We start from the raw sequence: 21,713 nt of genomic DNA, 5'->3' as shown, positions 1-21,713 counted from the left end.
GGAAATGTAAACAGGACGAATACAGTCACTGCCAATAGGAGAGACCTATGCAGATTAATATTACTGGCCATCATGTCGAACTGACTGAATCTATGAGTAATTATGTGCACTCCAAGTTTGAAAAACTGGGACGGCATTTTGACAATATCACCAACGTCCAGGTGACACTCAGCGTCGACAAAAAACGCCAGAAAGCAGAAGGTGACCTTCACCTTGCCGGCGGACAGATCTTTGCTGCGCACGAACATGATGATATGTACGCCTCTATCGATGGCCTTGTCGATAAACTGGATCGTCAGATCATTAAGCACAAAGAAAAACTCAAAAAACACAAATAAGTCATATCATACTCAACACAACCTATGTTGATTCAAGAGCTACTGACGCCCTCGAGAACCCTATGCGGCTTCGAGGGCGGAAGCAAAAAACGTGTACTGGAAAAAACGAGTCAGCTGATCGCCGAGCAAAACCCCGGCCTGGAAGCTGATACTGTATTCTCAGGACTACTTGGCAGGGAGCGTCTCGGCAGCACCGGTATCGGTGATGGCGTCGCCATTCCCCATTGTCGGCTTCAAGATTGCCAGAACGCCTTGGGCTATCTGATCACACTGGACTCACCGATTGATTTTGACTCAATTGATGGCAAGCCGGTGGATCTGATCTTTACCCTTGTCGTGCCGGAAGAAGCCTGTGATGAACACCTTCAAACACTGGCATCAGCGGCTGAACTATTCAGTCAGGAGTCGGTACGCAGCGCCCTGCGCAATACGAGTGATGATGCCGCTCTGTATACCGTCATTTCTGATCTAGGCAAATAACAAATCACCTCATCACACTGGCAGGAGGGTACATGAAGCTTGTAGTTATCAGTGGCCGATCTGGGTCTGGTAAAAGTACAGCGCTTCAAGCGTTAGAAGATATCGGCTTCTATTGTATCGATAACCTTCCTGCAACCCTGCTGCCTTCGCTGGTTACACAGATGACCAGCGATCCACAGCACCCCGAACACATCGCAATCAGCATCGATGCACGCAACTTACTCAGCAATCTGACACAGCTTCCCTCCATTCTCGAAGCACTGAAAGAAGATGAGCAGGAAGCACATTACGAAGTGCTTTATCTCGATGCATCAGAAGCAACCCTGCTTAAACGTTACAGTTCTACGCGCCGAAAACACCCTCTTTCGGATGATAACCGGGGGTTACTGGAATCGATTCAACTCGAACAGCAGTTACTTGAGCCGATCGCCAAAATGGCCGATTTGCGCATCGACACAACCCGCCTGAACTTATACGACCTGCGCGACACGGTTAAAAGCCGCATTGCTGACCGTAGTGATCAGTCACTCGCCGTACAGTTTGAGTCATTTGGTTTTAAACACGGTGTGCCGCTGGATGCCGATATCGTTTACGATGTTCGGGTGCTACCTAATCCTTACTGGATTCCAGAATTGCGTCAGTACTCCGGTCTGGATCAGCCAGTCATTAACTTCCTGTCGGAATCAGATCAGGTTCAGGAGATGCAGGACCACATTACCCAATACCTGGAATGCTGGTTACCACGCTTCGCCGCAAACAATCGCAGCTACATCACCGTCGCCATAGGATGTACAGGGGGCCATCACCGATCAGTCTATTTGGCCACCCGTTTAGCTTCTCATTTCGAGCAACTTATGGATAATGTCCATGTCCGCCATCGTGAACTGAAGTGACAGATCTAACAACATGATCGAAAAGAAACTGGAAATAATTAATAAACTGGGTCTGCACGCCCGCGCTGCCGCAAAACTCACCGGTGTAACCAGCCGCTTCTCCAGCGATATAAAGATCGCGAAGGAAGGGCGCCAGGTCGACGGCAAGAGCATTATGTCTGTTATGATGCTGGCTGCCAGCATCGGCACCGAACTGACATTTTGCATAGAAGGCGATGACGAACAGGATGCAATGGAAGCCATCGAGACATTGGTGAATAATCGTTTCGACGAAGAAGAATAGGATACTTCCGACTGAGCCTCCTCCCCTTCTCAGCGCCCCCACCCCTAATGTCCCGATTAGCAGTAAGGTTAACCGCACGGCTTCGATAAGGTTGTTTCAAATCAGCCTTGTACTCAGGCTGGTTTAAACCTCTGCTTTTGCTACACTCCCCCGGACGTGGGTTATTCCCCTCTTCACAATCCGCTATAATTGGGACGGATTGGAGCCTATCTTTGTTTATCGTCCGGACTATGAGTTAACGCGGCATGAGTACATCAGCGCAGAGAACACAGTTTGAAAAGCTTGCAGATGCGCTGGATAGTGGCGAATTTCAACAGATTCGTTTTGTCCTCAATCATAGCCTTCGCCCGGCAGAAGTCGCCCGCCTGATTGAAAAGTCCCCACCTAAGGAACGACAGATTCTTTGGAATCTGATCAATACCGATCTGGAAGGTGAAGTCCTGCAGGATTTGGGGGATGACGTGCAGGCGGAAATTCTAAGCCGCATGGACGCAACAGAAGTATTAGCGATCACAGAATCGCTCGATACCGACGATATGGCTGACGTCATTCAGCAGCTACCGAACACGGTTATGAAAGAGCTGCTGCGGATAATGGACAAACAAAACCGTAAACGCGTAGAACAGGTTTTGTCCTATCCTGAAGATACTGCTGGCGGCCTGATGAACACCGATACGGTCACCATCAGACCCGATATCTCTGTAGAAACGGCACTGCGATACATTCGCCGCCACAAAGAGATACCGGAAATGACCGACAGCCTGATTGTCGTCAGCCGTAAAGACTCCTATATCGGAATTCTGCCACTGACAAAACTGCTGGTATCGGACCCGAACATCACTGTTCGTGAAATCATGGTCACTGAGATTGAGCCTATTTCAGCGACAATGCCGGACAATGAAGTTGCGGTACTCTTCGAACAACACGATCTGGTCTCCGCGCCTGTTATTGATGACGATGGGCGTCTGCTCGGTCGTATTACCATCGATGATGTTGTAGATGTCATCCGTGAAGATGCTGACCACTCATTGATGAGCATGGCGGGTCTGGACGAAGATGAAGATACCTTTGCGCCCGTCATGAAAACCACCCGTCGGCGCGCATTATGGCTAGGGATCAACTTGATCACAGCCTTTGTTGCATCAGCCGTCATTGGGTTATTTGAAGAAACGATCGACAAGGTCGTAGCACTGGCTGTACTGATGCCTATCGTGGCATCAATGGGCGGAATTGCAGGCTCTCAGACATTAACGCTGGTGATTCGTGGTCAGGCTTTGGGGCATGTGGAGAAATCCAATGCAAGCTGGCTTCTGAGCCGTGAAATGATCGTTGGTGCGATGAATGGCCTCTTGTGGGCGCTTGTCGTAGCTGCAGTAGCGATAGTCTGGTTCCAGGACACAACAATAGGCATCATTATCGCTCTGTCGATTGTGATCAATCTTATTGCAGGCGCGATGGCGGGTACCTTATTACCCCTTGGGCTCAAAGCCGTCGGTATCGACCCTGCCCTTGCTGGCAGCGTTCTGCTTACAACAATTACCGATGTGGTTGGATTCTTTACGTTTCTGGGTCTGGCCACCATGTTTTATAGCTAATACTGGTTATCCATGGTTAACAACGAAGATTTTTCAAAAGACGATTCCTCGGAAGAAGAGTGGATCAGTAAAACCCAAATTAAAAAAGAGATGCTCGCCCTGCAGACGCTGGGAGAAAAACTCAGCACTTTAACTGCCGAGCAGCTAAAAACCGTACCGATGTCCGAGCCTTTGCGCGCGGCAATTGAAGAGTGCAGTCGCATCAAACCACGTAGTGGAGCGATGAAACGCCACATGAACTATGTGGGGCGTCTGATGCGCACCGAAGATGCGGAAGAAATTGAACAGGCAATGGGGCGCTTTGAAGCTGGTAGCCAGGCACATACGGCGATGTTCCATCGTTTAGAGCGTTGGCGTGACCGTTTAATCGAAGGCGGAAACGACGAGCTGCAGACCTATCTGACAGAAACCCCAGAAGCTGATATTCAGCACCTGCGCCAACTGATTCGGAATGCAAAGAAAGAAGCAGAAAAACAGCAAGCTCCGGCAGCAGCCCGCAAGCTGTTTAAATATTTGCGTGAGTTAGCGGAAGCAAAACTCTAACAAACAGGCACTAAAATCCTGTGCGATGCCGGTGTGCCAACACCGGCATTTTTTGACGAATGTCGGCTAAATATTCCAGATCGATTTCAGCCACCACTAACCCTTTGCCCTTTTGACACTGCGCTATTGGGCTCCCCCATGGATCCACAATCATCGAGTGGCCCCACGATTCACGCCCCTCTCCATGTGCCCCGCCTTGATTACACCCGAGAATATATACCTGATTCTCAATAGCCCGCGCACGTAATAAAACGTCCCAGTGAGCCTGACCTGTGACATGCGTAAACGCAGACGGCACTGCAATCAGTTCAGCGCCAGCCTCCCGTAAGCCTTGATATTGCTCAGGGAAACGCAAGTCATAGCAGATACTTAATCCCAAAGCCCCGACGGGAGTATCAACCACAACCAGCTCCTCACCCGCATCGACAAATGCCGACTCACGATACGTTTTCTGCTGATCGGCAACATCAACATCAAACAGATGCAGTTTGTCATAACGTGCACGAATATTGCCCAGAGAATCAATAAGCAAACAGGCTGCCCGCACGCGTGGGGCGATGACAGGCTCACCTTGTTCTGAGGTCGACATAGGCACGCTGCCCAGCAAGATCCATATGCCAAGATCGACCGCCTGAGCACACAACAAAGACACAACCCTATCGAGCTCCGTCTCTGCAAAAGCTCGTAAGCCTTCGGTATTCATCAGTGCAAAGTTCTCAGGTAAAACCGCCAGCACCGCACCTTGTTCTGCGGCTTGCCTCAACAAGCCTGTTACTTGCTCAAGGTTTGACTCTAGATCCGCTGTAGACATCATCTGCAACAAGGCAACGCGTTTCATCACTCCCCTCCTTGCTGAAAAATAGGGTCAGCTGGTGAAGAATCATCTTGCTTCTGGGTCTCCAACTCTAACTGTGGATCAGTCCAATCCCCGGACAAGTGATAACGGATAGTGGTGAATTTCTCCAACCTATCCCCAATCAGCTTATCAATCAAATAGACTGCACCTGCGACTTGAGGCTGCCCCAGCAAAACGCCCACCAACGGCAGATTTTTAGTGACAGGCAGTACAACTTCCATGTCCTTATCCACCGTTTCTTTGACCAGATCTAATGATCCCGTCAGTTTCATATCAGCAGAAGGACCTTTCAGCTTAAAAGGTGATCGAGTGACAGCAACACCATGGGCCAGCGTATAGTCTGCATTCACACGATCAAACGCCAAACCCTGCGCGAATAAATCACTAAAATCTAACCGCAGACGACGCCCCAGAGTTTCCAAATTCAGAATCCCTAACACACGCAGGAACTGACCTGACCCGCCTGCCTCGATAATACGACCGTTCTTTGCTAACAAAGAGAAGTGACCATGCAGACGCTCCAGAGAAAATGCCCACGGCGCCCCCTCCCAAACAAGATTAGCATCAACATTTAAAAACTGGCTTTCGATAAAGCGGTCGTATTGCCAGGCTTTAAGCAGAGGCTCCAGCGTCTCACTTTCAAAGTTCAGTAGTATCGCAGAACTTTCAATACCCGCCGTTGACCAGCGCGCATCCCCGCTGACGTTTACCCCAAACATACTCCCGCGCACATTCTGAAACGTTGCACCATACGCATCCGGACGCATCTCCATACTCCATGCGCCATAGGGCTTTCCACGCACCTCGACTGCCTTCACATTCAGATCAATCACCGGTAACTCCGAGGCACTAAAGCCAGAGTCCTGAGACGCTGCATCCGAATGAGAACTGCCAGTATCAGAAAACTGATCGCGCCCAATTTTCAGATAATCCAGCGTTAAGCTGGAAATTTGGCGCCTATCCTCAGGGAGGAACAACTGCCCCTTGAGCATTTGGTTTTCACCGTTGATCTGCCACCCAGCATTGGCGTTTCGCACCAGTATCTGTAGTTGAGGTAACGTCAGCCCACCTGAGATCAACTCTCCAATTTCCAGCCGGATATCTTCCAGCGGCATTTCTGTTCCCACGCTATCCGCAGCTGTATGGGATTCAGTATCCGACGGTAAAAACTCTGCGTTAGTCAAAAAACGCCGCAACTCTGCAACATCTAATCGCGCGAGCGTACCGTCAATCCACAATCCAGGCTTGGTCGGTAGCTTTACACTATCAGCACCCAGCGCCAACTGGCCGGCCTTAACCTTACCGTGACTAAGCTGAAAAACCGCCCTTAAGTCTCCACCATAGTTCAGCCAGATACGCTGCTGTGCTTCATCACCCAAGGTATAGAGCACATCAAAAAGACGAGGCTCATCCGAGCCTTTTCCGAATGGAGCAGGCGCATCCACGCTGATACCGACCAGATCCGAGCGAATCTTAAGCTGATTACAGAACGGATTCCCCGTACACAACTCCAGCTCTGCACGATAAGCAGCTTTACCTTCTGAGACTGCCAGATACGGCTGATTCAGCCACTCTTGCACTTGTCGAATATCAGCCATGCCATCCAGTGCAAGCCGCATCTGCTGACCTCGTTCTTTATCACGGGATGATTCGATCACCGCTTTAACAGGCTGACCAAATAAGCTGCCATCCAGCTTATTGCTCTGCAGCCCCTGCTTGGTACTAAAACGAAGCTCACCCGAAATCTTCTCAAAAGACAGTCGATTCTCGACAGAGACAAAACGTCCATCACGTAAGCGTGTAGATGCACTGACAGCAGGCGCGCGCTTACCATTCAGGGCGATATCAATATCAAGCTGAGTATCTGCTTTCGCCGACCACTCCCAACGGGGCAATTCAGAGCCCACCTCGCTTCGTATAGGTGTTTGCAGCAGGATTTTGCGAATATCCTTTGCATCCCCTTGAACATTCCCCAATATTTGCAGACGCGTTGTACCCGGCCCACTGTAAACCCAAGCCTCTTGCACTTTGGAGTCGAGTAACCTGCCTGAAGCTTCGGTCAGAAAACCAAAATCACGATACAGGAAGTAACCTTTCCCCTGCGTCACGCTCGGCCATTCGGGATCAAAGCCAAACTGCAATTTATCCACATCAAGAAACAGCTGAACAACAGGCTTTTGATAATCAGACAAACGGGAACGGGTGTTGGCATTCAACATAAAGCCGCCGGTATGGACCTGCCCACCCTGAATCGCACTCATTAGCCATTTATGGGTTTTTACACCCACTTCTTCAGGGGGGATATAGTCCTTAAAAGCAGTGCCTAAGCTATCTCTAACACCGATCAATAGAGTGAGATCTGTCTGTCCGTCTTTATCATAGGGCAGGCGAAAAAAGAAACGCCCCGATGCCGTTACATCTTTGTTTTTGAGCTGTAGCAGCCCCGAACCCACCTCCACTGCGCTGTCTGTCAAGCGCCAGTTTACGTGCCCCCGAGCGAAGTCATACTGCCACTCAGGCATTTTAAGATCCGGGAAAGACATCGCGAACTGATTGTTATCAAGATCAACCGACCCTCCGCTTATGTCGTGACGTAAACGACCGGTAATATGACGTAAACCCGGTGCTCCACCCCAAGGTGACACAGACACATCAATCAAATCAGCATTCGCAACAAAAGATGTCCATTCAGGTGATGTCCAGCGGATATCCAATTGTTCGATATACCCACGCGGATTCAGCATCGTCACAGCACGCTGACCGATATGAGGCAAAAAAGACTGTCCATCCAGCCAACCCTTCAACTGTTTCAGGTCGAGCGAATCCATTGATAGCTGATCAGGCATTAGCCCCAAACCCTGCTCCCAATTCGCTATCACCAAAGGCAACGTATAGGGCTTATCATTCGCAATCAGCTTTCCGCTCAACTGAGCTTGATAACCGCTTTCCGCGGGTTGAAGGCTCAATAAAACCTGAGTATCTGTTAACGACTGGCCAGCAGCCTGAAGTGTGGATATCTGTGTATCAAGATAGGCATATTCCAGCGCGTTTCTTCGATAGGCGCCCCATAGTTTGATCCCCCCATCCAGATTATTGATCGGCTCTAGCCCCACATACTGAAGCCAGGGATTCAGAACCTGCTGTGGCAGAACGGGTAGATCAAAGTAAAAGTTGAGAGGCCGCCGCGCCGGACTTCCATTGACCTCAGTAATAAAGCGGAAAGGCGCGCTGACGCCACCGGCAGTCAATGCAGCCCCAACCTTTAGCTGATGTAACTGACCGCTAGAACGGAGATGGGCGGAAAAAGATGTCAAGGTAACTGGGGGTAACTCCCCAACGTGCAGCTCTATCGAAGCATCAGAAACAGAAATACGCTCCTGCCTGAGCAACAGACTCAGCAGCTGAGCACCTTTTGCATCATCGGGGTTTAATGGTCGCGAAGACGGATCATCTGTCGAGACTTCAGGTAGGTCAGCAACAACCTTAATGTGGGGCTGCTTAACGTCTAACTGAGTGAAGACTAACTGCTGAAAAGCTAAGGAACGAGGCAGGTCCAGCGCCAGAACAGCACTATCAACCGTCACGTCCGTAGTACCGCTGATACGTAGCCCGTCCAATTCCAGCACAGGATTTTGTCCACGCCAGTATGTATGCATCCGGGTAAAAGTCACCTCGGAGCCTAACGCTTCAGACAAATGGGATTCGATACTCTGCTGATAATCAGGCAGCGACGGATATACCAGCCGCAGAGTCACAACCAGCAATGCAGTTAAGCCCAGCAGAGCTACCAGTATCCAGTAACTCAGCCAGATCAATTTTTTTGTTCGGGCGATCATTGTCTACCCTGCTACCGCAACACCACGTCGTAATGTTCGGCACCGTACATAGGTTCAATCTGAAAGCGGATCGTTTTACTAATAAACGCTTCCAGTTCTGCCACATGGTCAGATGCATCGTCGACCATATAGTCCACTACATTTTGTGCAGCTAACACCAGATAGGAGTCCGTATCGTACGCGCGATGCTGCCGCAAAATTTCACGGAAAATCTCGTAGCAGACAGTTTCCGGGGTCTTAATCGAACCACGCCCCTGACACTGTTCACACGTCTCACAAAGCACATGCTCAAGACTTTCCCGTGTACGTTTACGGGTCATCTCCACCAAACCCAGCTCTGACACGCCGGTCACTTTGCATTTAGCGTGATCTTTCTCCAGCACTCGTTCCAGCGTTCGTAACACCTGGCGCTGATGATCCGGATCTTCCATATCGATAAAATCGAGGATAATAATGCCGCCCAAGTTACGCAGGCGTAGCTGACGCCCAATCGCAGTGGCTGCTTCCAGATTGGTTTTGAAGATGGTCTCTTCAAGATTGCGGTGTCCAACGAAAGCACCGGTATTCACATCCACCGTTGTCATCGCTTCGGTTTGATCAAAGATCAGATAACCACCGGATTTCAGCTCGACTTTGCGTCCCAATGCACGCTGCAACTCCTCTTCGACGTTGAAGAGATCAAAGATAGGCCGCTCACCGGGATAGTATTCCAGCTTTTCAGCAATCTCCGGCACCAGGCTCCGCACAAACTCCGTCGCTTTTTGATAAGTTTCGCGAGAATCAATACGGATACGTTCTAACCCGGTATGCGCCATATCACGCAAGGTACGCATATTCAGCGGCAGATCTTCGTAGATGACCGACGGCGCTTTGGCACCCTTCAGGTTACGCTGAATTTTGCCCCATAACCGGCGCAGAAATTTAATATCTTCTTTTAATTCCGCTTCTGAAGCACCTTCTGCAACCGTACGCAGAATAAAGCCACCAAGGGACTTGTCAGTTTCTTCATCATCGGTGATCTCTTTCAGCAAACCCGCAATAGTACTGCGCAGACGATCACGCTCTTCCACATCTTCGATTCGCTGAGACACACCGATATGATCGTTGCCCGGCATATAAACCAAGTAACGGGATGGAATGGACAGATGTGTGGTCAGACGTGCGCCTTTTGTTCCGATGGGGTCTTTGGTGACTTGTACCACCAACGATTGACCTTCTCGCAATTGATGAGCGATAGACGCGTTACTTTTCTCTTCAGAAGTAGCCGTCTGCGGCAGTACATCTTCAACATGGATAAACGCAGCGCGTTCCAGACCAATTTCGACAAATGCAGCCTGCATACCAGGCAACACACGTACAACTTTGCCCTGATAAATGTTGCCGACGATACCCCGTCGGCGAACCCGCTCAATGTACACCTCTTGCGGCATACCGTTCTCGATAACGGCAACCCGGGTTTCCATCGGGGTAAAATTGATCAGTATCTCTTCGCCCATGTTCGCTCCTTGGCGTAGACGCAACTCAAACTGGCTGCCAAATGGGTATTCCCGCGCGCGCCAGCATCTCAGCTGTTTCCGCCAGCGGCAATCCAACCACAGAGGAATAACTGCCCTCAATGCGGTCTACAAATACAGCGCCCAACCCCTGAATACCGTAAGCTCCAGCCTTATCACAAGGCTCAGCGCTGGCCCAGTAGGCACGACATATCTCAGGAGTTAACTCTTTAAAGTGTACAACAGTTGTGACAACGCACACCTGTGTCTCATATTCTGTTGCCAGCGCAACACCGGTCATCACTTGATGTTCACTGTCAGAGAGCAGCATCAGCATGCGCTCAGCATCTGATGCATCTTCGGGTTTACCCAGAATCTCACCGGACATAACCACCGATGTATCTGATCCCAGCGCGGCCTTTGCACCACTGCGCTGTAAACCAACCTCCGCCTTCTCACGCGCCAATCGCGCGACATATACTTCAGCAGATTCATCCGGCAATACATCTTCACAGATATCAACAGGCTGCACTGAAAACTGTACACCAATCTGCTGTAACAGCTCTCTACGGCGCGGCGATGCCGATGCCAACACCAACTGATTACTTACAGCCTTATCCGCATGTAAGTCTTTAAGAGTATCAGGAGACATAAAAAGTTCGCCTTATACGGCGTAAAAAAATAAAAATAGGCGGCCAGCAGAGTGCACTCACTGCCGCAGGCAGTAAAAACAGCAGGCTATCACCGGTATAACCCACAAACATTTGAATCCAATGCAAAATTAGCTGATGGATGCCAACTAATACCATCACCAGAAGAGATTGCTGCCACAGAGGGAACACCCGCATACGGCGATAAAGCGTCATTGCTATATAAGCAACAATCGTCAGCGCCAACGCATTCGCGCCCAATACACTACCGCGGATAACATCGAGTACCAGTCCGGCCACAAAACCGGAACCAACTCCAACAGACTGAGGCAAGGCGATAACCCAATAGATCAGGATCATAGCGACCCACTCAGGGCGCGCCCAACCGATAAACTCAGGTAATGGCATCTGACTGAGCACAATTCCACATAAAAATGTGGCAAAAATAATCAGTCCACCGCCTTGCTGACGCTGACTCACTCAACTGACTCCACAATCACGGTGTCAGCTTGAGCATCAGCATCGGTCTGCTCAGTCATATCCGCAAGCGGGTCAACCAACAGCAAATGACGACTCTTATCTAATCGCGCGGACGGTTTTGCACGTACTTTAGTAAATGAGAGACCCGGGTCATGAGTCACTTCAGTCACCACGGCTACTGGATAGCCTCGAGGGAAACGCCCAGCCAAACCAGAGGTCACCAACAGATCGCCTTCCTGTATATCAATCGTATCCGAGACATGCTGAAGCTCAAGCTCATCCGGCTCGCCTTTACCCAGCGCAATCGCCCGAAACCCGGTCCGGTTTAGCTCCACGGGGATTGCATGCCGGGCATCCGTAATCAACATCACACGGCTGGTATAATGGGACATCTCTACAATCTGTCCCATGATGCCGCCAGAATCCAGAACCGGCTGTCCAAGAAACAAACCGTCCTCACTCCCCCGGTTGACCACCACCTGGTGCTGAAATGGATCGGGATTCACGCCGATCAGTTCCACCAGCGTTACTTCATTGGGAATGCGGATACGCCCATTCAGCAACGAGCGCAATCGACTGTTCTCTTCTGCCAGGCTATCAAGCTGTTGGCCTTTTTGCTCCAGCAATAAGGCCTCTGCTTTCAGACGCGCGTTTTCCTTCATCAGCAAGCCGCGATCAACCACCACATCCGAGACTTCATCAGCCAGTTCAGCAGGTAGATCCACCAACCACTGCACAGGCGTTAACACCAAAGAGATGTACGCACGCCCCTGTCGCATACCGTTCCAGAACACATCGGCAGTGATCAGCAGGATAGACAGCAGAAGAACAACAATGAAGAAGCGGGAAGATCCACTTCGGAAGATAGGCTTAATAAGACACCCCCTTACGCAACAACAGCATAAAAAGGCGTCTTAATAAGATAGATTTAGCGTAAGGCACAGGTTAGTCGTGAGTTAGCAGTTCAAACGCGTGCTTATCCAGCATCTCCAGCGCTTTACCACCGCCACGCGCCACACAGGTCAGCGGATCTTCAGCAACGACCACCGGCAAACCAGTTTCTTCGCTGATCAAACGATCCAAATTACGCAGCAATGCACCACCGCCGGTCAATACAATACCCCGCTCGGCGATATCGGATGCCAGTTCAGGCGGACACTGTTCCAGCGCACTCTTAACAGACTGGACGATAGCCGACAGCGGTTCTTGCAACGATTCAAGGATCTCGTTGCTGTTCAGCGTGAAGCTGCGTGGAATACCTTCCGCCAGATTGCGGCCACGCACATCAATTTCACGCACTTCGCTAGCAGGGTATGCGGTACCGATCTCCTGCTTGATACGCTCGGCGGTAGATTCGCCAATCAAGCTGCCGTAGTTACGGCGAACATAAGTGACAACAGATTCATCAAAGCGATCACCGCCCACACGTACAGAATCGGCATACACAATACCGTTCAGGGAAATCACGGCAATCTCGGTAGTACCACCACCGATATCAACGACCATAGAACCATGCGCTTCCTCAACCGGAAGACCTGCACCAATTGCCGCAGCCATTGGCTCATCAATCAGGTAAACCTCACGTGCACCCGCACCCATCGCGGATTCTTTGATCGCACGACGTTCTACCTGTGTAGATTTACATGGCACACACACCAGCACACGAGGGCTGGGAGTCAGGAAGCTGTTGTCATGTACTTTGCTGATAAAGTACTGCAGCATTTTTTCGGTCACATGAAAGTCAGCGATGACACCGTCCTTCATCGGACGAATAGCGGTGATATTTCCCGGCGTACGACCCAACATACGTTTAGCGTCGGCACCTACCGCAGCAACCGATTTCTGATTGCCAGTTTCGCGTATCGCTACAACAGACGGCTCATCAAGAACAATGTCCTTATCACGAACAAAAATCAGGGTATTAGCGGTGCCCAAGTCGATGGACAGGTCGCTGGAAAAAAGGCCACGAATTTTCTTGAGCATGGAATACTTATTCCTGGGATTATAAAGGACTGAATGAGCACTGTATTAAACAGCTAACTCTAACAATCGGGTGCCATTTCAGCAAGATTGAAAGCACCTCAGAAGCACTCAAAACCAAATGAGTGGGTCTATTTTACCCATTTAGGAGCCCTCGCTAAAAAACTGTCGCCATTCCACCGACAAAGTCGGAAATAGGCGACACCCAAATCAAACGTAAAAACCCTCAAAAACTCACCTCGCATTCAAGACAAGGGCAGTTCAAACCACCCGCCTAGCCTTCATGTAAAACCGCTGATGTGGTAACGTTATCCGCTAATCTCTTTTCGTCAAAACGACTTCCAACCCAGCGAGAAGCAACTATGGCTCTAGACCGCTCTGATGTGGAAAAAATTGCCCATCTGGCACGCCTGCAAATTGATGAGCAGGATATCCCGGAATATACCCAAAACCTGTCCAACATTCTGGATCTGGTCAACCAGATGCAGGCCGTAGACACCAGTGATGTTGAGCCAATGGCGAACGCACTGGACGCTGTTCAGCGTCTGCGCAAAGATGCGGTAACCGAAGATAACAATCGCGAGAATCTTCAATCGGTTGCCCCAGCCGTGGAAAACGGTCTGTTCCAGGTTCCTAAAGTTATTGAGTGATCCCCACTCATTAATGACGAACCACTTCTTGCACCTTATCGGAATATCGAAGGACTCAAATTCTCATGTTTGACAAAACGCTAGCCGAACTGGCCCAGGGGCTGGAAAACGGCGATTTCAGCAGTGTCGAGCTGACGCAAGCCTACCTTGACCGCATCAAAGCGGAAGATGGCAAATACAACAGCTATATCACAGTGACCGACGAACTGGCACTTGAACAAGCCAATGCCGCGGATGCCACACGTGCAGCCGGTAATGCAGGCGCTTTTACTGGACTGCCCATTGCTCACAAAGACATTTTCTGCACTGAGGGTGTGCGCACCAGCTGTGCATCGAAAATGTTGGACAACTTCATCTCGCCGTACAACGCCACTGTTGTGAATAAGTTCAACGCAGCGGGCGCAGTCACGCTTGGCAAAACGAATATGGATGAGTTCGCGATGGGCTCCTCCAACGAATCCAGCTTTTATGGTCCTGCGCGTAACCCGTGGGATACGGACTGCGTTCCCGGAGGCTCCTCCGGTGGTTCCGCTGCGGCAGTAGCAGCCCTGCTGGCCCCGGCGGCAACAGGCACCGACACCGGCGGTTCTATTCGCCAACCTGCGGCGCTGTGTGGAATTACCGGTCTGAAACCGACCTACGGTCGCGTGTCTCGTTTTGGCATGATCGCATTTGCTTCTTCACTGGATCAGGGTGGCCCGATGACCCGCACCGCAGAAGATGCAGCAATGATGCTGAACGTCATGGCGGGGTTTGATCCAAACGACTCCACCTGCATGCAGAAAGACGTACCGGATTACACTGCTGACCTGAGTAAACCGCTGGCGGGCTTGAAAATTGGCCTGCCAAAAGAGTTCTTCCCGGATGATCTCAGCCCGGCGATTGCACAGCAGGTGCAAGCTGCCATCAAAGAATATGAAGCACTGGGTGCAACCGTTAAGGAAGTCAGCCTGCCTAATACGGGCCTGGCAATTCCTGCGTACTACATCATCGCGCCATCAGAAGCCTCATCTAACCTGTCTCGCTTCGACGGCGTACGTTACGGCTACCGCTGCGAAAGCCCGGTTGATCTGGAAGATCTGTACAAACGCTCCCGTGGCGAAGGTTTTGGGCCGGAAGTTAAACGCCGCATCATGGTCGGCGCTTACGCACTGTCTGAAGGCTTCTACGACGCCTATTACAAAAAAGCACAGCAAATTCGCCGCCTGATCAAACAGGATTACGTGAACGCACTGAACGAAGTGGATGTCATCATGGGGCCAACCACGCCTCACCCAGCATTTAAACTGGGCGAGAAAACCTCTGACCCGGTCGCAATGTATATGGAAGATATCTTCACCATCTCCCTGAACCTTGCCGGTATGCCAGGTATCTCTATCCCTTGTGGTCAGACCGAAGGTCTGCCTGTGGGCCTGCAGATCATCGGCAACTATTTTGCAGAACAGAAACTGCTGAACGTCGCCCACCAGTTCCAACAGGCAACTGACTGGCACAAGCAAGCACCACAAGGCATCTGAGAGGTTAACGTATAATGGAATGGGAAGCGGTAATCGGGCTGGAAATCCACGCCCAGCTCGCCACAAAATCCAAAATCTTTTCCGGTGCCAGCACTGCATTTGGTGCCGAACCTAATACCCAGGCATGCGCCGTTGATCTGGCGCTGCCCGGCACCCTGCCGGTATTTAACGAAGAAGCTCTGCGTATGGCGGTGAAGTTCGGCTTGGCAATTGATGCAGAGATCGGTCGCACATCGGTATTTGACCGCAAGAACTACTTCTACCCGGATCTGCCAAAAGGCTACCAGACCAGCCAGTTATTCCACCCAATCGTTGGCATCGGCCATATCGATATCACACTGGAAGACGGCACCAGCAAACGCATCGGCGTGACCCGCGCGCATCTGGAAGAAGATGCAGGCAAATCCCTGCATGACGAATTCCCAGGCATGACCGGTATCGATCTGAACCGGGCAGGCACACCGCTGCTGGAGATCGTATCCGAACCGGATATGCGTACTGCGGAAGAAGCGGTTGCGTACGTACGCAAGATCCACGCGCTGGTTACCAGCCTGGGCATTTGCGACGGCAACATGGCAGAAGGATCGTTCCGATGCGACTGCAACGTTTCCGTACGCCCTAAAGGCCAGGAAGAGTTTGGCACACGGACCGAAACCAAAAACATCAACTCCTTCCGCTTTATTGAAAAAGCGATTGTCGGAGAGATCGAGCGCCAGATCGATTTGATTGAAGATGGCGGTCGCGTGATACAGGCAACCCGCCTGTACGATGCCAACAAAAACGAAACGCGCTCCATGCGTTCCAAAGAGGAAGCAAACGACTACCGTTACTTCCCCTGCCCGGACCTGCTACCGATCGTCATCGACGAAGATTACATCGATGCTGTACGCGATAGCCTGCCCGAGCTTCCGGATGCACGCAAAGCGCGCTTTATCGAAGAATATAAGCTGAGCGACTACGATGCGATGGTCCTGTCAGGCGACCACAATCTCGCCACCTATTTCGAAATCGTCGCAAAAGCGGCAAACGATGCAAAAATGGCTGCAAACTGGGTCATGGGCGAACTGTCCAAGCACCTGAACCAAAACGACACCACCATTGCTAACAGCCCGGTTTCTGCCGAACAACTTGGCGGATTGGTTGAGCGCATCAAGGACAACACCATCTCCGGCAAGATTGCGAAGCAGGTGTTTGAAGTGATGTGGGCAGAAGGCGGAAGCGCTGACGAAATCATCGAAGCCAAAGGCCTGAAGCAGGTAACCGATACCGGTGCAATTGAATCGATTGTCGATGAGGTTATCTCTAAAGCGGATAAACAGGTAGCGCAATACAAAGCAGCCGAACCCGACAAGCGCGGTAAAATGCTAGGCTTCTTTATGGGACAAGTTATGAAAGCAACAGGTGGTAAAGCCAACCCTGGCGCAGTCAACGGCATCCTTAAGAAGAAGCTGGACGCATTGTGCGACTAAACACTCGCGTCTGACGCAATAAAAAAAACCGCAGCAAACGCTGCGGTTTTTTATGCCCAATCCATTAGGCTTTTTATATCTGACGCATGACTATTGTTTGCCCATGCCACATCAGCAAGCCTCAGCCCGCATAACGATATTAAGAGCCCCACACTGCCCCAAACACCTGACTGAAGCCACTACGTCTGCAGCAATACCCAACCGCCAGATATAAAAATACCTCACCCAAGAGTGAGACCAATCACTGACTAGTAGGACACCCTACAAATCAAAGCTCTTGCCGATGGTCAGCGTGACAGTATTACTGCTGCTCACCCAATTATTCGCAGCCGAGGCGTCATCGTCCGGAAAGATCGCTGCCACACCAAAGTCCAGCCCTTCATACGTCAGACCGTAACCTACTTCAACGTAATCCCCGTCAACTTCGTCACCGTAAACAGCATATGTGAGATAACCACCTTCATACTCACCCGTTAACGATGTAAAACTGTAATCAACATCAGGGCCCGCTGTATCATCTTTAAAAGTGCCGATGTTATGGCTCACACTCACCGGACCATAAGACAGAGACAAATTCAGCTCTTCATAGGAGCCATCAATAAAAGACTCTTCAGTATAGAAGTAACCCGTAACACCAACACCGTATCCGATACCTTCGACTTCACCTTCATAACCTGCGTAAAGATCATATTCCAGCCCATTGGACACGTCCGCAGCCCAAGTACCGATGTAAAAGCCTGACTGATCGTAATCAAGGCCCGCCATCATAGAAGCACCGTTGCCTGCTCCGGTCTGATCCAAACCGCGGAACCAGTAATCACTCATCGCACCGATATTAGCGGACAAGCCTGCTGAAGCTGTTACCGAGGCCGTCATCAAACCGGCAGCTACAAGTGCTTTTGCAAATGGTTTCATCATTGATATATCCCCCTTCGGACTTCAAATATTCTGATGATTTACAACCAAGAAAGCACGGGTTATGCCAAAACATAAAATATCCTTAAAAAACAACAAACTAAAAGCATTAAATTATTTTTTTGTCACCAATAACACTCTATGACAAAATTGAGACAGCTATATTGCAGTGCAAAAATACGGCGTGAGCACTATCAGCGTGCAAAAGACGACACGTTCATGAATCACCCCATGCTGATCCAAATTGGAGACATGGATTAAACTACTATAGTCAAACCTACAGCACTAAAATAAGCCGTCTATCAGACACGTAAGACCTATTCCCCGCTTTCAGGGAATAGCCTTAACACCAAAACATAACCCTGCCCTAACACCACATAGAAAGCCCTGTATACAATCGGGGCAGAAATACTTATCAATCGATGACCAAGGATTAAAACGTTGCCGCCTCTGAGTATTCATCCGCATGTTTCAGCAGTAACAGAAGAGGAACTCTACCTGCTGAATCGCTTTTATAAGCGCAACGGACACAAGGGCAAAGCAGATAGCAAGGACAAGGCTTATTGGTTAATCACAGATGAGAAGATAGCCGCCGCGGTACGCTTTACGCCAACGGCAGAAGGCACGCTTTTACGAGGCCTTTGGGTAGACTGTAATATACGCAGACAAGGCTTGGGAGGGTTACTGCTGAAAGCATGCAGTAGCTACTGGAAGCAACAAGCCTGTTATTGCTTCCCTTATCAACATTTGCAGGAATTTTACGCCAAAGCCGGCTTTACACCGGCAGACGAGTCAACACCGCCCCAATATCAGTCACAACTGATACGTTACCAACAACGAGGCGAAGAGCTGATTCTGATGCAGTATCAACTGCCCTGAGACTGACGGATATAAAAACGAGCCTTCTCAACATTATCAACACACTGCTGATAGTTTTCGACCTGTTCAACCACCTTTGCAGCCCCAAGCAAGCTTGTCGCCTTACTCCATGCAACGGAGCCACTGAACCCCTGGCTACGCGCGAAGCTCAACTCATCGTAAGCGGTTTCTATACCCTGACGACAGGCCAAATCCAATCGACCTTGCTGCTGCCCGGCACAACCAGCCAACAACATCGCCAGCAATATCCCAGATACTCCCACTATTTTAAGCGGCATCTTTTACTCCTGCACTTTTCTAAAGCCACCAAACGTACATCCAGTCTAAAGCACACTTTTTGAATAACCAAGGAGTATGCCATTGAGACCCACAGTCCTACTCAGGCATACCAACCGAGAACAAGTTCCCGAACTTTCGTGAAAGTATTCAACTAAATCGACAAGCTCCGGATCATCTCAACTCACTTTTCAGGCACATAACGGTATGATGGATTAAATCAATACAAAGACATCTCACAAACCAATGCAGAATTTTCTCTTTTGTTATGGCACCTTGATGGTGCCGGAAATCATCAACAGAGTTACACAGCGCAGCATCCAACCCGGCACACCTGCGAAACTTCAAAACTTCGGGTGCTTCAAGGTCAGACAACAAACCTTTCCGGGGATTCGTCCAGCAAACGGAAAAACCACCTATGGCATGCTTTATCAGGAACTGACCACAGCAGATATAGAGCATCTAGACAGATACGAAGGCTACCTCTATAGCCGGGAAAGAGTCAGGGTCTCAGCCCCAACAAACGATCACACCGCTTGGTGCTATCTGATAAAACCCGAATACTATCCTGAGCTGCTTTCTGATATGTGGGATTATCAGCACTTTCTAAACGTCGACCTGGCAAACTTTAATCGCCGCTAGCACACAAAAAAGCCTGAACAGTTTCCCATTCAGGCTTTTTATCATTCTTACCAATCAACAAATTAAATACAGATAAACCCTGCGACCTGATCAGGCACTGACCGCCAACTGCATCGGGTCACTATCATATCCTGCCTTCATTCGCGTACTCTGTATTAAACCTTCTGCACAACTTGTGCAGCGGCCACAACACGTACCGACATTCAGCGTTTCACCCAGCCCTTCAACTGTGGAAACACCTTCATCAATTGCTTTCATAATATCGCGGTCAGTGACAGCGTTGCAGATACAGACGTACATAATCAAGCCTCTGGTTAAGAGATGATCAGATACTACACCTTAATGAGAACAGTTTGCAATATCAATTGCATTAATTTTTTTCATACAGGACAATCTACGTTGCAATAAATTTTCAATATTCTGGATAGAGAAACGACTGTTCTATACTGTCCGCTACCCTGTCCGGAAAACACAATGAACCGCGGAGTGCTATCTATGAAAGGTGATCCAAAAGTACTTAGACACCTCAATCAGGTACTGAGAAACGAGCTAACCGCCATCAACCAGTATTTTTTGCATGCTCGCATGTGCAAAAACTGGGGCTTTGAAGAGCTGAACGAGCACGAATACAAAGCGTCGATCAAAGCAATGAAGTTAGCGGACGATATTATCGAACGCATTTTGTTCCTGGAAGGTCTGCCTAACCTGCAGGATCTGGGAAAGTTGATTCTGGGCGAGGACGTCGAAGAGATCTTTAAAGGCGACTACCAACTGGATACAGAAGCCCGTGAGGATCTGGTCGCAGCGATCGCTGAAGCAGAAGCTCTGCAGGACTATATTAGCCGCGAGTTGCTGGAAAAGCTTCTGGAAGTTAAAGAAGAACGCATCGACTGGCTGGAAACCCAGATCAGCCTGATCAGCAATATTGGCCTGCCAAACTATCTCCAGTCCACACTGGATGACTGATTGCACGAAGGAGCAGACACATGAAAGGCAATACCAAGATTATCGACATCTTGAACAAACTACTCACCAATGAGATGTCCGCAGCAGACCAGTACTTCATCCATTCTCGCATGTACGAAGACTGGGGCTTTAAGAAACTCCACGAGCGAATCTCTCACGAACAGGAAGAAGAACTGGAGCACGCATCCGCGCTGATCGAACGCATCCTGTTTTTGGAAGGCACCCCTGATGTTGCGTCCCGCGACCCCCTGCGTGTAGGCAAAGATGTTCCCGAAATGCTGACCAACGACCTACAAGTCGAATATGAAGTAGGCCAGGCGCTGAAAGACGCCATTGCCGTTTGCGAACAGGAAAAAGACTACCAAACTCGCGAAATTCTGGAAGTATTGCTTCGTGATACAGAAGAAGACCACACCTACTGGCTGGAGCAGCAGCTGAGCCTGATTAACAAGGTCGGTATCCAGAACTACCTGCAGTCTCAAATGGGTTAAACCACACCCCTATACTGCACCTCTTCTGAGGTGCAGTATCCTAGCTAGCACTACCCGACCTACAACACCCTGCACAGAATCAGCTACCCGAAGAATAATCGGCACCTCGCTGACGACCTCTGTGTTTTCTTAAAAGCACCACACTTCAGGTACCCAGCACTAGACAGGCCTCTTTTACTGCTTGGTAGCTAACAGCTTACTTCTCACGACTATTCATGGGTAGCGGGGGACCGGATTTGATCGGGGCCACCCTGGCTGACGACCGCCATGCTTTCTTGAAAAGCTAAATTCCAGACACAAAAAAACCAGCACTAGGCTGGCCTCTTTTACTGCTTGATAGCTAACAGCTTACTTCTCACGACTATTCATGGGTAGCGGGGGACCGGATTTGATCGGGGCCACCTTGGCTGACGACCGCCATGCTTTCTTGAAAAGCTAAATTCCAGACACAAAAAAACCAGCACTAGGCTGGCCTCTTTTA

At 49.9% G+C, this 21,713-nt stretch carries 23 protein-coding genes; 13 read left to right on the top strand and 10 right to left on the bottom strand.

Annotation, left to right across the window (positions count from 1 at the left end; all coding sequences use genetic code 11):
• The first annotated feature begins 47 nt into the window (after window positions 1-47).
• The 6 genes from hpf to yjgA all read left to right on the top strand — a co-directional run bounded on the left by hpf (window position 48) and on the right by yjgA (window position 4,132).
• Entirely contained in the window at window positions 48-338 is a 291-nt protein-coding gene (hpf, locus tag IOQ59_RS08425) for a ribosome hibernation-promoting factor, HPF/YfiA family (protein WP_193952839.1), read from the top strand.
• Between the two features lie 24 nt (window positions 339-362).
• A complete protein-coding gene (gene ptsN / locus IOQ59_RS08420) occupies window positions 363-818 on the top strand; it encodes a PTS IIA-like nitrogen regulatory protein PtsN (RefSeq protein ID WP_193952838.1) in 456 nt (151 codons plus the stop codon).
• Window positions 819-850: 32 nt separating this feature from the next.
• The gene (rapZ, locus tag IOQ59_RS08415) at window positions 851-1,711 is read left to right on the top strand and encodes an RNase adapter RapZ (RefSeq protein WP_193952837.1); all 861 of its coding nucleotides are present in this window, start codon (window positions 851-853) and stop codon (window positions 1,709-1,711) included.
• Window positions 1,712-1,724: 13 nt separating this feature from the next.
• Window positions 1,725-1,994, top strand: coding sequence for an HPr family phosphocarrier protein (locus IOQ59_RS08410; protein WP_193952836.1), 270 nt, complete (start codon window positions 1,725-1,727; stop codon window positions 1,992-1,994).
• A gap of 245 nt (window positions 1,995-2,239) precedes the next feature.
• Complete coding sequence (gene mgtE / locus IOQ59_RS08405) at window positions 2,240-3,589, top strand: magnesium transporter (RefSeq protein WP_193952835.1); 1,350 nt, start codon at window positions 2,240-2,242, stop codon at window positions 3,587-3,589.
• 12 nt (window positions 3,590-3,601) lie between these two features.
• Window positions 3,602-4,132, top strand: coding sequence for a ribosome biogenesis factor YjgA (gene yjgA, locus IOQ59_RS08400; protein WP_193952834.1), 531 nt, complete (start codon window positions 3,602-3,604; stop codon window positions 4,130-4,132).
• 10 nt (window positions 4,133-4,142) lie between these two features.
• Here yjgA and IOQ59_RS08395 read toward each other — a convergent pair whose 3' ends face one another.
• From IOQ59_RS08395 to IOQ59_RS08365, 7 genes are all read right to left on the bottom strand, one after another.
• Entirely contained in the window at window positions 4,143-4,970 is an 828-nt protein-coding gene (locus tag IOQ59_RS08395; RefSeq protein ID WP_193952833.1) for a carbon-nitrogen hydrolase family protein, read from the bottom strand.
• Window positions 4,970-8,824 (bottom strand): YhdP family protein, encoded by a 3,855-nt coding sequence (locus IOQ59_RS08390; protein ID WP_193952832.1) that lies wholly within the window; start codon window positions 8,822-8,824, stop codon window positions 4,970-4,972. The genes IOQ59_RS08395 and IOQ59_RS08390 overlap by 1 nt, the downstream gene beginning before the upstream one ends.
• A gap of 11 nt (window positions 8,825-8,835) precedes the next feature.
• Entirely contained in the window at window positions 8,836-10,320 is a 1,485-nt protein-coding gene (gene rng, locus IOQ59_RS08385) for a ribonuclease G (protein ID WP_193952831.1), read from the bottom strand.
• Window positions 10,321-10,345: 25 nt separating this feature from the next.
• Window positions 10,346-10,969, bottom strand: coding sequence for a Maf family protein (locus IOQ59_RS08380; protein ID WP_193952830.1), 624 nt, complete (start codon window positions 10,967-10,969; stop codon window positions 10,346-10,348).
• Window positions 10,959-11,447, bottom strand: coding sequence for a rod shape-determining protein MreD (mreD, locus tag IOQ59_RS08375; RefSeq protein ID WP_193952829.1), 489 nt, complete (start codon window positions 11,445-11,447; stop codon window positions 10,959-10,961). Before mreD ends, IOQ59_RS08380 begins: the two co-directional genes overlap by 11 nt.
• Window positions 11,444-12,271, bottom strand: a complete 828-nt coding sequence (gene mreC, locus IOQ59_RS08370; protein ID WP_255512533.1) for a rod shape-determining protein MreC — start codon at window positions 12,269-12,271, stop codon at window positions 11,444-11,446. Before mreC ends, mreD begins: the two co-directional genes overlap by 4 nt.
• Before the next feature lie 121 nt (window positions 12,272-12,392).
• Entirely contained in the window at window positions 12,393-13,430 is a 1,038-nt protein-coding gene (locus IOQ59_RS08365) for a rod shape-determining protein (protein WP_193952828.1), read from the bottom strand.
• Window positions 13,431-13,789: 359 nt separating this feature from the next.
• Here IOQ59_RS08365 and gatC point away from each other — a divergent pair, with 359 nt between their 5' ends.
• From gatC to gatB, 3 genes are all read left to right on the top strand, one after another.
• Window positions 13,790-14,077 (top strand): Asp-tRNA(Asn)/Glu-tRNA(Gln) amidotransferase subunit GatC, encoded by a 288-nt coding sequence (gatC, locus tag IOQ59_RS08360; RefSeq protein ID WP_193952827.1) that lies wholly within the window; start codon window positions 13,790-13,792, stop codon window positions 14,075-14,077.
• 65 nt (window positions 14,078-14,142) lie between these two features.
• Entirely contained in the window at window positions 14,143-15,594 is a 1,452-nt protein-coding gene (gatA, locus tag IOQ59_RS08355; RefSeq protein ID WP_193952826.1) for an Asp-tRNA(Asn)/Glu-tRNA(Gln) amidotransferase subunit GatA, read from the top strand.
• A gap of 14 nt (window positions 15,595-15,608) precedes the next feature.
• A complete protein-coding gene (gene gatB / locus IOQ59_RS08350; RefSeq protein ID WP_193952825.1) occupies window positions 15,609-17,063 on the top strand; it encodes an Asp-tRNA(Asn)/Glu-tRNA(Gln) amidotransferase subunit GatB in 1,455 nt (484 codons plus the stop codon).
• Between the two features lie 261 nt (window positions 17,064-17,324).
• Here the strand turns inward: gatB and IOQ59_RS08345 are convergent, their stop codons facing one another.
• Complete coding sequence (locus tag IOQ59_RS08345) at window positions 17,325-17,981, bottom strand: TorF family putative porin (RefSeq protein WP_193952824.1); 657 nt, start codon at window positions 17,979-17,981, stop codon at window positions 17,325-17,327.
• Between the two features lie 438 nt (window positions 17,982-18,419).
• Here IOQ59_RS08345 and IOQ59_RS08340 point away from each other — a divergent pair, with 438 nt between their 5' ends.
• Window positions 18,420-18,857, top strand: coding sequence for a GNAT family N-acetyltransferase (locus tag IOQ59_RS08340; protein WP_193952823.1), 438 nt, complete (start codon window positions 18,420-18,422; stop codon window positions 18,855-18,857).
• Here IOQ59_RS08340 and IOQ59_RS08335 read toward each other — a convergent pair.
• On the bottom strand, window positions 18,845-19,135 hold the full coding sequence (locus IOQ59_RS08335) for a hypothetical protein (RefSeq protein ID WP_193952822.1): 291 nt from the start codon (window positions 19,133-19,135) through the stop codon (window positions 18,845-18,847). The two genes, IOQ59_RS08340 and IOQ59_RS08335, sit on opposite strands and share 13 nt — an antisense overlap.
• A gap of 244 nt (window positions 19,136-19,379) precedes the next feature.
• Here IOQ59_RS08335 and IOQ59_RS08330 point away from each other — a divergent pair, with 244 nt between their 5' ends.
• Window positions 19,380-19,775 carry a gamma-glutamylcyclotransferase family protein gene (locus IOQ59_RS08330; protein WP_193952821.1) on the top strand — a complete coding sequence of 132 codons (396 nt, stop codon included), beginning with the start codon at window positions 19,380-19,382 and terminating at the stop codon, window positions 19,773-19,775.
• A 90-nt stretch (window positions 19,776-19,865) separates the two neighbouring features.
• On the opposite strand, the gene IOQ59_RS08325 is transcribed toward IOQ59_RS08330, so the two are convergent.
• Entirely contained in the window at window positions 19,866-20,075 is a 210-nt protein-coding gene (locus tag IOQ59_RS08325; protein ID WP_193952820.1) for a (2Fe-2S)-binding protein, read from the bottom strand.
• Window positions 20,076-20,270: 195 nt separating this feature from the next.
• On the opposite strand from IOQ59_RS08325, the gene bfr (IOQ59_RS08320) reads away from it, so the two are divergent.
• Together bfr (IOQ59_RS08320) and bfr (IOQ59_RS08315) are read left to right on the top strand one after the other, a co-directional pair.
• Entirely contained in the window at window positions 20,271-20,741 is a 471-nt protein-coding gene (bfr, locus tag IOQ59_RS08320) for a bacterioferritin (protein WP_193952819.1), read from the top strand.
• A gap of 20 nt (window positions 20,742-20,761) precedes the next feature.
• Entirely contained in the window at window positions 20,762-21,232 is a 471-nt protein-coding gene (bfr, locus tag IOQ59_RS08315) for a bacterioferritin (protein ID WP_193952818.1), read from the top strand.
• The last annotated feature ends 481 nt before the right edge of the window (window positions 21,233-21,713 follow it).

The organism is Pontibacterium sinense (genome assembly GCF_015209595.1).
Lineage (GTDB): Bacteria > Pseudomonadota > Gammaproteobacteria > Pseudomonadales > Balneatricaceae > Pontibacterium > Pontibacterium sinense.
This window is presented reverse-complemented; position numbering and strand designations above follow the sequence as displayed.